This is a genomic window from Pseudomonas sp. NFPP28, from assembly GCF_900115535.1.
Lineage (GTDB): Bacteria > Pseudomonadota > Gammaproteobacteria > Pseudomonadales > Pseudomonadaceae > Aquipseudomonas > Aquipseudomonas extremorientalis.
This window is the reverse complement of sequence record NZ_FOWT01000008.1, coordinates 182,983-195,845: the sequence shown is the minus strand read 5'-3', so window position 1 is coordinate 195,845 and position 12,863 is coordinate 182,983. Positions and strand designations below refer to the sequence as shown.

The following is a 12,863-nucleotide window of genomic DNA, read 5'->3' as shown; positions in this document are numbered from 1 at the left end:
GCCCGCACTCCTTTTTCAGAGAACAGAAATGAGACTGTCCCGCTTTTTCACCGACACCCCGCTGAGCATCGGCGACCACGAACTGCCCGAAGCCCAGGCGCACTACATCAGCCGCGTGCTGCGCATGGGCGAAGGCGATGCCGTGCAATTGTTCGACGGCTCCGGCCAGGAGTTCCTGGGCACGCTGCTGGAAGTCGGCAAGAAACGCGTCACTGTGCAACTGACAGAGTGCTTCGCAGGCCAGGCCGAATCACCGCTGCATATCCACCTCGGCCAGGGCCTGTCACGGGGCGAGCGTATGGACTGGGCGATCCAGAAAGCCACCGAACTGGGCGTCAACGCGATTACGCCGATTTTCAGCGAGCGTTGCGAAGTACGCCTCAAGGACGAGCGTGCCGACAAACGCTTGCTGCACTGGCGCCAGGTGGCGATCAGCGCCTGTGAACAATGCGGGCGTTCGACGGTGCCGGCGATCCACCCGCCGCTGCTGCTGGCAGACTGGTTGAAGCAGACCGAGGCGCAGTTGAAGCTGGTGCTGCACCCGGTGGCCGAGCCGATGATCAGCCATGCAAAGCCTGCCAGCCTGGCCTTTCTGATCGGCCCCGAGGGCGGGTTGACCGACCATGAAGTCGATACCGCCCAAGGCGCCGGCTACCACGCCGCCCGCCTCGGCCCGCGGGTGTTGCGTACCGAGACGGCGCCGGTGGTGGCGCTGGCCGTCGCCCAGCAGTTGTGGGGCGACTTCTAGGGGTTACTCCACCGGATCGCTGATCGGCTGGGCAATGATCGCCTTCAACTCGCTGGTCATCGGGAATTCCAGGTTCAGGCCCTTGGGTGGAATCGGCTGTTCGAACCAGCGCTGGTAAATCCCATTGATCTCGCCGCTGCGGTACAGGTCTGCGAGCGTCTCGTTGACCACCGCCAGGAACTGCGGGTCGTCCTTGCGCACCATGCAGCTGTAGATTTCCCGCGATTGCTCCTCGCCCACCACCACCCAGTTGTGCGGGTCCTTGGCCTTGGCGCGTTCGCCGTAGAGCAACGCGTCGTCCATGTAGAACGCCGCCGCGCGGCCGGTCTCAAGCATCTTGAAGGCTTCGCCATGGTCCTTGGCGCTGATCACGAACATATTGGCCTTGTGCTCGGCGTTGTAGCTCTTGAGGAAACGCTCGTTGGTGGTGCCGGCCGTGGTCACCACGTTCTTGCCTGCAAGGTCCGCAAAGCCTTGGATGCCACTGTCTTTTGCCGTGAGCAACTGCCCCTTCACATAGATAAACCCGTAGGAGAACGCTACTTGCTTCTGGCGCTCGGCGGTCACCCCGGTGGAGCCACACTCCAGGTCGACGGTACCGTTCTGCACCAGCGGGATACGGGTCTGAGACGTCACCAGGTTGTACTTCACAGTGAGCTTGGCCACCCCGGTTTTCTGTTGGATGCGCTCGACGATCTTGTTCGCCAACTCCACCGAATAGCCCATGGGTTTGCCACTGTTATCCCCCACGTAGGAAAACGGTACCGACGCATCGCGATAGCCCAAGGTGATGGTCTTGGCGTCGGCAATCTTGCCCAGCGTACCGTCCAGCGGCGTTTGATTGGCATGGGCCTGCGCGGCCAGCAAAAGCCCCAGGGTGCAGCCGGTCAACAGGATCTTTTTCATTGTTATTCTCCGTTGGTTTTCGGTTTGTGAGTCTTTACGCAGCGCGAGGCGTAAGGCCCTGCATATCAATGGAAGGCGTTCGCCGGCCGATCAACTCGGCCAGTAACTGGCCGCTGCCACAGGCCAGGGTGAAGCCGAGTGCGCCGTGACCCAGGTTCAGCCACAGGTTGCGGTAGACACCCGCGCCAATCAGCGGCACACCGGTCGGGGTGGCCGGGCGCATGCCGGCCCATTCCACTGCGTGGGCGTAATCCCCCGCCAGCGGAAACGTCTGCACGGCCTGGCGTTTCATCAGCGCCAGGCGTTTGGGTTCGAGGCGGGCGTCGAAACCGACGATATCGACCATGGCGGCGACCCGCAGTTGTTCGCCGATACGTGCGTAGACCATCTTGCGGTCATAGTCGGTGATGCTCACGTTCGGCGCCTGGTGCCGAGCGCCAATCGGCACGCTGAGGCTGTAGCCCTTGAGCGGGTACAGCGGCAGCGACACGCCCAACTCGGCGCTGCGATACCCCGCCGCCAGCACCAGGTGTTCGACCGGCATCACTTCATCATCGATCTCGATGGCCTGCACCGCGCCCTCGGCATGGCGGATCCCGGTGACCTTGCGCCCCAACAAGAAGGTGCAACGCCCCGATGCCTCCAGCCGCGCCGCCAATCGCTGGCAGAAGGCATGACAATCGGCGACCTCTTCATTGGGTGTATAGATCCCTCCGACAAATCCACCGCCCGCCAGCGCCGGCTCCAGGCGAGCGCAGTCAGCGGCCGACAGCACCTGCTGTTGCAGGATATCGGTGACCTTGCCGCGGGCATGCTCAAAGGAGCTGGCGTTGCGAAAGGTCACCAGCTTGCCGTTGCGCCGCCAGTCGAAACCGTCCAGGTGGTCGTGCTCGCGCCACTGCTGCAAGGTGTCCTGGCTCAGGCAGGCCAGGCGCAACAGGTGCGCGGCATTGCGCTTATTCACCGAGCCACGGCAGGCCCCCAGGAACGCCGCCATCCAGCGCCATTGCCGGGGGTCGAGGCGCGGGCGCAGCTTCAGCGGCGAGTCACCACGCAGCAACCAGCCAATGGCTTGCAGCGGCACGCCAGCATCGGCCAGGGGTGCCACGTAGCGATAGGATAATTGCCCGCCGTTGGCGAAGCTGGTCTCACTGCCCAGGGTCTCGCGTGCATCGATCACCGTCACCTCATGACCTGCACGCACCAACGCGTATGCGCTGGCCAGACCAATCACCCCACCGCCAATGATGCACACCATCTTTGCCGCCCACCGTTGAATCAAGAGGCCTCAAGCCTAAGAGCAGGTGACAGGCCACCGACAATGAATAAAGATGGGTCACCTATAAACAAAGGTTATGGACTTGCCATGCGCTTGCGTCATATCGAAATCTTCCAGGCCATTCGCCAGACCGGTTCGGTCAGCGCCGCCGCGCAATTGCTGCATGTCTCGCAACCGGCGGTGACCAAAGTGTTGCAACACGCCGAATTGCAGTTGGGCTTCCCCCTCTTCCTGCGGGTACGCGGCAAGTTGCTGCCCACCCCGGAAGCCCTGGCGCTGGAAAGCGAAGTGGAGAAAGTCACCGATAGCCTGCAGGATGTGCGGCGCCTGGCCAAGGCCTTGCGCCGAGAACCGGGCCAGAGTGTGCGCATCGGCGCGATCCCGGCGCTGGCGCTGTCGCTGCTGCCGCCGGCGATTCTGCAGTGGAAAAACGATTACCCGGACATGGCCTGCGAGCTGTCCAGCGACCATAGCCGCGAGCTGGTGCAGAAGCTGCTGATGCGTGAGATTGACCTGGCGCTGACGCTCAACTTTTCCGGCCATCCGGGGTTGACCACGCAGGTGCTGGCGGGCGGTGTGCTGGTGGCATTGGCGTCCAAAGGCTATTGGCCGCCAGCCGAACTGAGCCAGCCCTTGCCGTTGGCTGACCTGGCAGGCGCACCGCTGATCGGCCTCTCCAGCGCCGACCCATTGGCGGCGAAGCTCGACAGCTACCTGGAAAACGTCGACCCACCGCCCAGGGTGACAATCTCGGTGCAAACCTATTCCCTGGCTCGCGCCATGGTGGAATCCGGCGCGGGGCTGACGGTGATCGACCCCTTCACCGCGCTGGGCGCGTCGACAACCACGACCTGCATCCGCCCCCTGACCCCGCCGCTGCCAGTCACCCTGTACGCCCTGACCCGCGCCGACGAGGCGCCGCCGCATATGTTGGCCAATCTGCTGGAGATTTTTGGCCACCGTGCCAGGGAGCTTCTGGAGCGGCTATAAGACGTAATGCATGATCGCCACAAAATGCAGGAGGCTGCCGCCGATCACAAACAAATGCCAGATGCCATGGGAATGCCGCAGGCGATCCTCCAAGGCAAAAAAGATAATGCCGACGGTGTACAACACCCCGCCCGAGGCCAGCCAGATAAACCCGGCGGTCCCCAATGCTGCCAGCAACGGCTTGACCGCCACCAGCACGATCCAGCCCATCACCGCATAGATCACGATCGACAGGATGCGCGCCTCCGAGCGCGGCTTGATCTCCTGCAAAATCCCGATCACCGCCAGCCCCCACACAATCCCGAACAGCGTCCAGCCCCACGGCCCGCGCAGGGTCACCAGGCAAAATGGCGTGTAGCTGCCGGCGATCAACAGGTAGATCGAAAAGTGATCGACCTTCTGCATGATCTCTTTTCGCCGCCCCTGCACGCTGTGGTACACGGTGGACGCGCTGTACAGCACCATCAAGGTAAACCCATAGATCGCCACGCTGACGATCTTCCAGGGGCTGCCGTCCAGGCTCGCCACCACCAACATCCACACGGCGCCAATACACGCCGCGACTGCACCGAGCAAATGGCTCCAGGCGTTGAATCGTTCCCCGTGGTACATCTGTCACTGGCCTCCTGTAACCGTTAGGACTGGCTGGCAAGCGTCCAGCCTTGCGCATAAGAGTGCAAGCGGCTTATGACGTTCCGGCGACGCCGAACGGTTTTGCGGGCACAATCGACGGCATTCGAACAAGAGCCACGGCCATGCTGATCGACGAAGAATTCACCCTCAAGAAACTGGAAATCTTCCTGGCGTTCATGCGCACCGGCAACCTGACCCGCGCCGCCGCCGAGCTGCAAACCAGCAATGTGAGCGTACACCGCGCCATCCACTCCCTGGAAAACGCCCTGCGCTGCCCGCTGTTCAAGCATGAAGGGCGCAACCTCACCCCGCTGGAAAGCGCGTACGTCCTCGAAGAACGTGCGCAGAAACTGGTGGCCGACGTGGTCGACAGCGTACGCCTGACCCGCGAAGCCGCCGGGTTCTCCGCCGAACGCTTCAAACTGGGCTCGCTGTATTCGCTGACAGTGAAGACCGTGCCGCAATTGATCATGGGCCTGAAGATCCGCCGCAGCGAGCTCAATATCGACCTGATCCTGGGTTCCAACTTCGACCTGCTCTACAAGCTCAAGAACATGGAAGTAGACGCGATCCTCATCTCCCTGGATGAGCACGCCAACGACCCCGACTGCGAACAGATCGCGCTGTTTTCCGACGATATATTCCTCGCCACCCCGGCCGACTCACCCTTCGACCGCGAGCAAGAAATCGACCTCGCCGACGTGCGCGACGCGACCTTCATCACCCTCACCCAAGGCTTCGCCACGCACCAGGATGGCAACCGTGTGTTCAAGCAGGCGGGGTTCGAGCCGAAGGTGGCGATGCAGGTCAATGATATCTTCACGCTGCTGAGCATGGTCAGCTCGGGCGTGGGTTATGCGCTGCTGCCGGGGCGGATCGCGGCGGTGTATGAGAACCGCGTGAAGCTGATACCGCTGCAACCCAGGTATCGGTTGCAGCAGCATATCGGGGTGGTGTTCCTGAAGGCCAAGGAAAGGGACCCGAACCTGCTGGCGTTGTTGGCGGAGTGTCGGATGTATGCCAATCGCCAAGTGTCAGCCTGACACACAGCCATCGGGGGCAAGCCCCCTCCCACACTTGAATGTGTTCGCAGTTCAAATGTGGGAGGGGGCTTGCCCCCGATGAGGCCCTGATAGACCCCTTACCCAACCAGGCCGCGCACAATGAAATACAGCAACGAAGGCCCAAGCAGGCAGCCCAGCCCGGTGTGGAACGTCGCCGTCAGCGCGCCATACGGCACTAGCCGCCGATCCGTCGCCGCCAGCCCCGCCGTCACACCGCTGACGGTGCCGGCCAACCCACCAAACACCATCGCCGAACGCGGGTTGTCCAAGCCCATCCAGCGCGCCGCGACCGGCGTACCGACCATGACCAGGATCGCCTTGATCAAGCCGGTGGCAATCGACAGCGCCATCACATCCGAGGTCGCGCCAATTGCCGCGCCGGTCACCGGGCCGACGATGTAGGTCACAGCCCCTGCGCCAATGGTGGTCATGCTGATCGCATCGCGATAACCAAACGCCCAAGCCATGCTCGCGCCTACGATGAACGGCAGGATCGTCCCCAGCAGCAGCGCGATCACGCCAATCATCCCGGCCTTGCGCGCCTCGGTGGCTTGCACTTCGAACGCCGTGGCGACGATGGCAAAGTCGCGCAGCATTGCCCCACCCATCAACCCAATGCCAGAGAACAGCGCCAGGTCCGCCAGGCCTTTCTGGCCACCGGTGATCGTACCGCCGACCCAGGCCAATACCAGGCCGATGACGATGGCAATCGCCGAGCCATGAATGCGCCCGAAGGTCAGGCGCCTGGACAGCACCACGGAGAGCCACATGACCACACCCACGAAGGCAAACGCGGTGATCAGGCCGTTGTGTTCCAGGCCTTTTTCGATGAGATCCCACATATCAGCGACCTCCCACTGGAGCAATCAGCGGCTCTTCATCGGGCAACGGTTCGCCCTTGTGCGTGCGGCTGATCAGGGCAATCGTGCAACCACACACCACCACCGAACCGATCGCCGCCAGCACCGCTACCGGGCCGCCGTGCAAGGCGGTGACGACGTTCTGTTGCGCAGCCATCGCCACGACCACCGGGATGTACATGGCACCCCAGAATCCCACGCCCATTTCGCAGTCCTTGGTCATGCCGCCACGTTTTTGCATCCACAGGCGGGCGCAGATCAACAGGATCATCGCGATCCCTACCCCGCCCACGTTGGATTTGACACCCAGCAACACGCCGAGCATGTCGCCCATGATCACGCCCGCGAGCGTGCAAATCGCCAGTAATGCCACACCGTAGATAATCATTGTTGTTGTCCTCAAAGTGCTCGATCGAAATTGTTGTTGTTGTGCTTCGAAAGCCTTGGGTAGTGCTCTATCGGTGGCGGCGCTCCTCCTCTTGCAGCAGGGCCTGCAAGGTGTCCAGGCGTGCGCCCTCAAAGGCGATCACCGTGCCTTGTTCAAACACCCGGCGTGACAGGCCGGTGAGCACGGCGCCCGGTGGCAGTTCGATTTGCAGGCGCACGCCGCGCTCGTAGGCGCTTTGCACGGTGCCGCGCCAGTCGACGACGCGGCACATGTTGAAGGCCAGGTCGTCGCGCAATTGCTCGGGGTTGTGAATCGGCCGTGCGCGGGTGCTGCTCAGGTAGGTGATGCGCGGCGCCTTGAGCGGACCGAAGGCTTGCGCCAAGGCCTGGGCCGGTTGGTCCAACAATGCGCAATGGGAGGGCACGCTGACGGCCAGGCGTTTGGCGATGCCGCTGCCCTTGATGCGGTCGGCGACACGTTTCATGGCCTGGTCGCTGCCGGCGATGACGGTCTGATTATCGGCATTGATATTGGCCAGATACACCGGGGTTTCAGGGCTGTGGATTTCGGCCAGCAGGTTTTCGACGGTGGATAACTCGGGGCCGATGATCGCGGTCATGCCGTAGCCCTGTGGATAAGCGTTTTGCATCAGCTCACCGCGCAGGCTGACCAGCTTGATTGCATCGCTGAAGTCCAGGGCACCAGCGATCACCGCTGCCGGGTAAGCACCGATGGACAGGCCTGCAACGTAATCCGGGGTGTGTTGCAGCTGGCGGGCATGGGCGACGCCGGCGATCAGCAGGCAGAGTTGTACAGCGCGGGTACTGGCCAGGGCCTCGGCCGAATCCAAGGTGCGAACGTCTTCACCCAAGGCATCGCTGGCCTGCTCCAGCACGTCCGCCGGCACCGCCTGGAGCATGCCCGGGCGCTGGGCGCCCTGCCCTGGGAACACCAGAAGGCTGCTCATGCCACGGCCTGCCAGGGATCAATGACCAAATGCGCACCGTTGGCGGTTTTCAACAGCACCCGCCGTGATGGACCGGCCCATTCGCGCAAGGCGACGGCGCCGAAAGGTGTCTGCAGTTGCAGGTCCACGGCACACGTAACTTCATCCAAAGTGGCCAGCAGGTCGCGTGCATCGTTGCGATCCAGCGGCTCGGGCGTGCGCAGAATCAGGTCCAGGTCGCTCTGGGCATGCAGGGCTTCAATGCCCGTTGCCAACTCAAAACCTGCGCTGCCCGTGACGCCCCAACTCAATGGCGCCAGCACGGGCCGCAGTTGATCGAGGGCCTGCAATGCCGGTAGATCCCTTGTCGACACCACATCGCGCAACGCTTCCGGCGCGACACGCTGCTGTACGGCTGCCATCGGCATCAACGCGGCAAACCGCTGCTCGCGCAAACCCCCACGCACGCCCACCGCGACAAAGCCAGGCGCGACGATGGCGCGACGCACGACTACCGTGCCAACCGCATCCTTCGCCCACGCCGGCGCGTCAGCGGGCAGATGCGCCGGGGTCATGCCCCAGAGCAGGTCGTGGGCGTTCACCATTGCTCCCGCAGCAGTTGGCGCACGTGGCTGGAGGCGGCGCGGTTGGTAGCGCCGAGGCGGCTGCTCAAGTCGGTGTTGCCGATATCCTTGATCGCATGCACCAGGCAATCGCCGACCCGCGCCACGTCGTCCGCAGTGGGCTGTTCGATCTGGCTGACCGAGAGCGTCTCCCAGAGCAGACCGAGGCTGGCATAGCTATCGATGTCATAGGCCATCGGCGGCACGTTGGCGGCCAGGGCTTCCAGCTCTTCAACGCTACGCAGGGTCACCCGCGCCGCCGAAGCCTTGCCCATGGCGTGCACCATCACGCCGGGGTCGCGCAGGGCGATCAGGCGGTTGGCCTGGTAACCGTGGGCGAGGAACGCGCCGGACATGGCCTTGCCCACCAGCAGCGCGATCACCGGGTGCCCGGCCAGCCGTGCGCGAGCGTAGCTGTCGGCGGCGGCCGCCAGCGCCTGGTGGATGCCGAGGGCTTCTTCGCGCCGGCCGTAGGCTTGGCTGGGCACGTCGACAATGGCGATGATTGGGCGCTTGTCGCCACGGGCGATGGCTTCATCGACAGCCTTCGCCAACCCCCAACCTTCCAGCAAACCGACTTCGCCATTGCGTGCGCGGGGGAAACGGTTTTGGGCGTCGGTGACCACGGCGATAAAGCGTACGGCTTGTTCGCCCAGCAGGCCGTCGGCCACTTTCACGGAGTTCGGCAAACCCTCGACAGGCGTGGCGCCGGCGCTCAATGCGTTGAACCACTGCAAACCTCTCATGAGCGTTCTCCTTGATACAGCGCGCGCACCGTCGCCGGGTCTATCTGCGGCGTAGCGTCCAGTTCGGCCAGGCGCGCCAGGTAATATTCGGATTGGCGGCTGCGTTGTCGGGCGGGCAGGCCTTGTTGCAGCAGCGCACTCACAGTCTGTTGAATCTCGGCCACATCGTCCGCCACGTAACGGTCGGCCAAGCCACTGTTGAAGCGTTGCTCGCCGCCGGTAAGGCTCCAGATGAAGGGCCGGTCGCGGGAGTCGTACTCTTCAAGCCCCGCTTCCTGTTCGATCACTTGCGGGCCATTCAAGCCAAGGCGTGCTTCTCGAGTGACCACCAGGTAACTGCACAACCCGGCCGCGATGGACATGCCGCCAAAGCAACCGACACTGCCCGCCACCACGCCGATCACCGGCTGGTACTGACGCAGGTCGACAATCGCCGCATGGATATCCGCAATCGCCGCCAGGCCCAGGTTGGCCTCCTGCAAGCGCACGCCACCAGTCTCCAGCAACAACACAGCGCGGGTCGGGATGCCCTTGCGATTGTCTTCGGCCGCCAGTTCCAATGCGCCGGCGATTTTCGCACCGCCCACTTCGCCAAGGCTGCCGCCCTGGAAGTTGCCTTCGATGGCGGCAATCACCACCGGTTTCCCGCCGAGGCTGCCCTTGGCGATCACCACACCGTCATCGGCCTGGGGCACCACACCCTGGCGGCTGAGCCACGGCGACATGACACGCTGGAACGGGTCGATCAATTCGCGGTAAGAGCCAACGTCCAGCAAAGCCTTGGCGCGCTGCCGAGCGCCCAGCTCGACGAAGCTGTGTCTGGCGAGCAAGTCAGTCATGGCCGACCTCCTCGAAACCCTGCTCCAGGCGCAGGCGCACCACGCCAGGGGTGGCACCGAAGTCGTGAATATCGATGTTCAAGGCCGGTGGCGTCTGCTCCTGGAACATCCTCTCGAACAGATGTTGCCAGCGTTGTTCGGCGCCGTTCACCGAAGTCTGCACCTGGATGGTCAGGGTGCCCGGCGTGCCCGGTTCCAGCAGCACTTCCAGGTCGCCCGAGCCGACGCAACCCACCAGCGCACGGCCTTTTGGCGGCTGCCCGGCGGGGAATTCAAAGGATAAGGTTTCCATCACAACGCTCCGTCGAGGCGGTCGATAAACAGGCAGGCGGCCAACAGGTCGGCGGCGCCGCCGGGGGAGGCATTCAGGGCCAGCAGTTGCTGGTCCAGCTCATGCAGTTGGCGGCGACCGGCCAGGGTTGCGCTGCCGCCAGCGTCCAGCACGGCTTGGGCACCGTGCTGCATGGCCTGAAGGCCTTCGGTGCCGGCGCGGTAGAGCACGCAAGTGTCGGCCAGCTCGGTCATGATCGCGAGCAAGGCGTCCAGGCGAGCGTTCTGTTCACCGGCATGGTGCAGGCGGCTTTTACGCAGTTGCGGCAGGCCACGTTGCACCACGGACGGGAAGCCGAGCTGCGCTTCTTCACGGGCACCGCGTGCGCCGTAGCGTTGGGCAACCTGGGCACCATGGCTCATGGGTTGTGGGGCGAAACGGTCGTGGAGCAGGGCCAGTCTGGCGGCAGTCAGCGTCACGGCGCGTGGTTGCAGCGCGGCGGCGGCGGTGAGCAACCCGAGTGCCCAGATCGCGCCACGATGGGTGTTCACGCCGTTGGTGGTGGTCAGCATTGCCTGCTCACCGTCACGGCCAAGACGCCCGAGGGCTTCACGCAGGGGCAAACCGACTTCACCGATCTCAATCGCGGCCTCGGCCATTTCCTTGAACATCGGCCACAGCGACAACGCCGAAGCGTGCATCAGGCCCAAGTGCAAATCGCTATGGGCGCCGTTGCCACGCCTATCCACCAGGGCGGGTTTGGGCGACAGGTCGGCTTCATCGATCAGCGCATCGACGGCCATGTCAGCCAGGCGATCCGCAAGGCTGAGTTCATGCAGTTTGAGGGCGCGCATTTACCAGCTCCTGAATTTGGCGGGCGGGTTGTACAGGCCGCCAGACCAGTCCACCAGGTCGGCGACGCTCTTGGCGGCCAACAACTCGCGGGTGGCGTCGGTGCGACGAATCCCCAGGTCTTCGGGCAAGGCGATCAGGCCTTCGCGGCGCATGCGTGCGGTGTCCTTGGGGTTGTGACGCATGCCGATGGCCGTGACGCCCGCGACAGCGGCGATCATCGCCTGGCGCTCTTCGAGGGAGCGCGCCTTGTACAGGTACGCGATGCCTTCTTCGGTGAGCAGGTGGGTGACGTCATCACCGTAGATCATGATCGGCGCCAGGGGCATGCCGCTTTTGCGTGCGACTTCCACGGCGTCGAGGGTGTCGACGAAGGTGGGTTTGCCGCCTTCCTGGAAGGTCTCGACCATTTGCACCACGAGTTTTTTGCCGCGCTCCAGCAAGGCTTCGGGCGCATCGTCGTGGCGCATGTCCAGCCATGCGGGTGTGCCATGGCGGCGACCGCGTGGGTCATGGCCCATGTTCGGCGCACCACCAAAACCGGCGAGTCGGCCACGGGTCACGGTGGAGGAATGGCCGTCGCCGTCGACTTGCAGGGTGGCGCCGATAAACAGGTCCACCGCGTATTGGCCGGCGAGCTGGCAGAACATGCGGTTGGAACGCATCGAGCCGTCGCGACCGGTGAAGAACACATCCGGGCGGGCGGCGATGTAGTTTTCCATGCCCAGTTCGGTGCCAAAGCAATGCACGCTCTCCACCCAGCCGCTTTCGATGGCGGGGATCAGCGTAGGGTGCGGGTTGAGGGTCCAGTTGCGGCAGATCTTGCCCTTGAGGCCGAGGGATTCGCCGTAGGTCGGCAGGATCAGCTCGATGGCGGCGGTGTTGAAACCGATGCCGTGGTTGAGGGACTGCACGTTGTGTTTTTCGTAGATGCCACGGATCGCCATCATCGCCATCAACACATGCACCGGCTTGATGTGGCGGGGATCGCGGGTAAACAGTGGCTCGATATAGAACGGCTTGTCGGCCACCACCACGAAGTCCACCCAGCTCGCGGGGATGTCGACGCGGGGCAAGTCGATGACGTCGTCCACCAACTGGTTGACTTGCACGATGACGATGCCATCGCTGAACGCAGCTGGCTCGATCAGCGCCGGAGTGTCTTCGGTGCTGGCGCCGGTGTAGATGTTGCCGGCGCGGTCGGCCATGAAACCGGCGGAGAGCACCACGTTGGGGATCAGGTCCACCACCAGCCGCGCATAGAGTTCGATGTAGGTGTGGATCGCGCCGATTTCCAGCAGGCCGTCTTCGAGCAACTGGCTGATGCGCAGGGATTGGGTGCCGGCGAAGGAAAAGTCCAGCTTGCGGGCGATGCCTTTTTCAAACAGGTCCAGGTGCTCGGAGCGGCCGACACTGGGCATGATCATGTGCAAATCGTGGAGCTTGGCCGGGTCGGCCTTGGCCAGGGAGCGCGAGAGGAAATCAGCCTGTTTCTGGTTGTTGCCTTCCAGCACCACGCGGTCGCCGGGGAGGATCAGCGCCTCAAGCGCCTCGACGATCCTGTCGCTGGGCAGCACCGCACCGTCTGCGTATTGCCTGACCAGCCCGAGCCGCCGCTGCTTCTCGTCGCGCCGCCGCGTCCAGCGTGAGTCGGGGGTGATTGTTGTTGTCATGGTCGCTCCACGGGTTTGCTGTCGTGGGGCTTACCTTAGGAGTGA

15 protein-coding genes are annotated in these 12,863 nt (G+C 63.6%); 3 read left to right on the top strand and 12 right to left on the bottom strand.

Annotation, left to right across the window (positions count from 1 at the left end; translation table 11 throughout):
* Positions 1 to 28: 28 nt before the first annotated feature.
* Positions 29 to 748: a 16S rRNA (uracil(1498)-N(3))-methyltransferase gene (locus BM110_RS21325; RefSeq protein ID WP_093514128.1), complete on the top strand. Its 720-nt coding sequence runs from the start codon at positions 29 to 31 to the stop codon at positions 746 to 748.
* 3 nt (positions 749 to 751) lie between these two features.
* On the opposite strand, the gene BM110_RS21320 is transcribed toward BM110_RS21325, so the two are convergent.
* Positions 752 to 1,654, bottom strand: coding sequence for a transporter substrate-binding domain-containing protein (locus BM110_RS21320; RefSeq protein WP_092242039.1), 903 nt, complete (start codon positions 1,652 to 1,654; stop codon positions 752 to 754).
* Between the two features lie 34 nt (positions 1,655 to 1,688).
* The gene (locus BM110_RS21315; protein ID WP_331459181.1) at positions 1,689 to 2,933 is read right to left on the bottom strand and encodes a D-amino acid dehydrogenase; all 1,245 of its coding nucleotides are present in this window, start codon (positions 2,931 to 2,933) and stop codon (positions 1,689 to 1,691) included.
* An 87-nt stretch (positions 2,934 to 3,020) separates the two neighbouring features.
* Here BM110_RS21315 and BM110_RS21310 point away from each other — a divergent pair, with 87 nt between their 5' ends.
* Positions 3,021 to 3,923, top strand: a complete 903-nt coding sequence (locus BM110_RS21310) for a LysR family transcriptional regulator (RefSeq protein WP_093514126.1) — start codon at positions 3,021 to 3,023, stop codon at positions 3,921 to 3,923.
* Here BM110_RS21310 and BM110_RS21305 read toward each other — a convergent pair.
* Positions 3,918 to 4,535, bottom strand: coding sequence for a PAQR family membrane homeostasis protein TrhA (locus BM110_RS21305; protein WP_058426584.1), 618 nt, complete (start codon positions 4,533 to 4,535; stop codon positions 3,918 to 3,920). The two genes, BM110_RS21310 and BM110_RS21305, sit on opposite strands and share 6 nt — an antisense overlap.
* Positions 4,536 to 4,678: 143 nt before the next feature.
* On the opposite strand from BM110_RS21305, the gene BM110_RS21300 reads away from it, so the two are divergent.
* Positions 4,679 to 5,599, top strand: a complete 921-nt coding sequence (locus BM110_RS21300; protein ID WP_092242030.1) for a LysR family transcriptional regulator — start codon at positions 4,679 to 4,681, stop codon at positions 5,597 to 5,599.
* 98 nt (positions 5,600 to 5,697) lie between these two features.
* Here the strand turns inward: BM110_RS21300 and madM are convergent, their stop codons facing one another.
* The 9 genes from madM to mdcA all read right to left on the bottom strand — a co-directional run bounded on the left by madM (position 5,698) and on the right by mdcA (position 12,818).
* The gene (gene madM, locus BM110_RS21295) at positions 5,698 to 6,462 is read right to left on the bottom strand and encodes a malonate transporter subunit MadM (protein WP_071490352.1); all 765 of its coding nucleotides are present in this window, start codon (positions 6,460 to 6,462) and stop codon (positions 5,698 to 5,700) included.
* 1 nt (position 6,463) lies between these two features.
* A complete protein-coding gene (madL, locus tag BM110_RS21290; RefSeq protein WP_015886323.1) occupies positions 6,464 to 6,868 on the bottom strand; it encodes a malonate transporter subunit MadL in 405 nt (134 codons plus the stop codon).
* A gap of 67 nt (positions 6,869 to 6,935) precedes the next feature.
* Positions 6,936 to 7,835 (bottom strand): malonate decarboxylase subunit epsilon, encoded by a 900-nt coding sequence (gene mdcH, locus BM110_RS21285; protein WP_093514125.1) that lies wholly within the window; start codon positions 7,833 to 7,835, stop codon positions 6,936 to 6,938.
* Entirely contained in the window at positions 7,832 to 8,419 is a 588-nt protein-coding gene (locus tag BM110_RS21280) for a malonate decarboxylase holo-ACP synthase (protein WP_093514124.1), read from the bottom strand. Before BM110_RS21280 ends, mdcH begins: the two co-directional genes overlap by 4 nt.
* The gene (gene mdcE / locus BM110_RS21275) at positions 8,413 to 9,183 is read right to left on the bottom strand and encodes a biotin-independent malonate decarboxylase subunit gamma (protein ID WP_093514123.1); all 771 of its coding nucleotides are present in this window, start codon (positions 9,181 to 9,183) and stop codon (positions 8,413 to 8,415) included. The genes BM110_RS21280 and mdcE overlap by 7 nt, the downstream gene beginning before the upstream one ends.
* Positions 9,180 to 10,022 carry a biotin-independent malonate decarboxylase subunit beta gene (locus BM110_RS21270; RefSeq protein WP_093120655.1) on the bottom strand — a complete coding sequence of 281 codons (843 nt, stop codon included), beginning with the start codon at positions 10,020 to 10,022 and terminating at the stop codon, positions 9,180 to 9,182. Before BM110_RS21270 ends, mdcE begins: the two co-directional genes overlap by 4 nt.
* On the bottom strand, positions 10,015 to 10,314 hold the full coding sequence (locus tag BM110_RS21265; protein WP_071490357.1) for a malonate decarboxylase subunit delta: 300 nt from the start codon (positions 10,312 to 10,314) through the stop codon (positions 10,015 to 10,017). Before BM110_RS21265 ends, BM110_RS21270 begins: the two co-directional genes overlap by 8 nt.
* Positions 10,314 to 11,147 carry a triphosphoribosyl-dephospho-CoA synthase gene (locus BM110_RS21260; RefSeq protein ID WP_092242009.1) on the bottom strand — a complete coding sequence of 278 codons (834 nt, stop codon included), beginning with the start codon at positions 11,145 to 11,147 and terminating at the stop codon, positions 10,314 to 10,316. Before BM110_RS21260 ends, BM110_RS21265 begins: the two co-directional genes overlap by 1 nt.
* Positions 11,148 to 12,818, bottom strand: coding sequence for a malonate decarboxylase subunit alpha (gene mdcA, locus BM110_RS21255; RefSeq protein WP_093514122.1), 1,671 nt, complete (start codon positions 12,816 to 12,818; stop codon positions 11,148 to 11,150).
* Positions 12,819 to 12,863 lie beyond the last annotated feature (45 nt).

Excerpts from the sequence above, each read along its gene's own strand:
- BM110_RS21325 (WP_093514128.1), top strand. The coding sequence starts at position 29 with ATGAGACTGTCCCGCTTTTTCACCGACACCCCGCTGAGCATCGGCGAC.
- BM110_RS21320 (WP_092242039.1), bottom strand. The coding sequence starts at position 1,654 with ATGAAAAAGATCCTGTTGACCGGCTGCACCCTGGGGCTTTTGCTGGCC.
- BM110_RS21310 (WP_093514126.1), top strand. The coding sequence starts at position 3,021 with ATGCGCTTGCGTCATATCGAAATCTTCCAGGCCATTCGCCAGACCGGT.
- BM110_RS21305 (WP_058426584.1), bottom strand. The coding sequence starts at position 4,535 with ATGTACCACGGGGAACGATTCAACGCCTGGAGCCATTTGCTCGGTGCA.
- BM110_RS21300 (WP_092242030.1), top strand. The coding sequence starts at position 4,679 with ATGCTGATCGACGAAGAATTCACCCTCAAGAAACTGGAAATCTTCCTG.
- madM (WP_071490352.1), bottom strand. The coding sequence starts at position 6,462 with ATGTGGGATCTCATCGAAAAAGGCCTGGAACACAACGGCCTGATCACC.
- madL (WP_015886323.1), bottom strand. The coding sequence starts at position 6,868 with ATGATTATCTACGGTGTGGCATTACTGGCGATTTGCACGCTCGCGGGC.
- mdcH (WP_093514125.1), bottom strand. The coding sequence starts at position 7,835 with ATGAGCAGCCTTCTGGTGTTCCCAGGGCAGGGCGCCCAGCGCCCGGGC.
- BM110_RS21280 (WP_093514124.1), bottom strand. The coding sequence starts at position 8,419 with ATGGTGAACGCCCACGACCTGCTCTGGGGCATGACCCCGGCGCATCTG.
- mdcE (WP_093514123.1), bottom strand. The coding sequence starts at position 9,183 with ATGAGAGGTTTGCAGTGGTTCAACGCATTGAGCGCCGGCGCCACGCCT.
- BM110_RS21270 (WP_093120655.1), bottom strand. The coding sequence starts at position 10,022 with ATGACTGACTTGCTCGCCAGACACAGCTTCGTCGAGCTGGGCGCTCGG.
- BM110_RS21265 (WP_071490357.1), bottom strand. The coding sequence starts at position 10,314 with ATGGAAACCTTATCCTTTGAATTCCCCGCCGGGCAGCCGCCAAAAGGC.
- BM110_RS21260 (WP_092242009.1), bottom strand. The coding sequence starts at position 11,147 with ATGCGCGCCCTCAAACTGCATGAACTCAGCCTTGCGGATCGCCTGGCT.
- mdcA (WP_093514122.1), bottom strand. The coding sequence starts at position 12,818 with ATGACAACAACAATCACCCCCGACTCACGCTGGACGCGGCGGCGCGAC.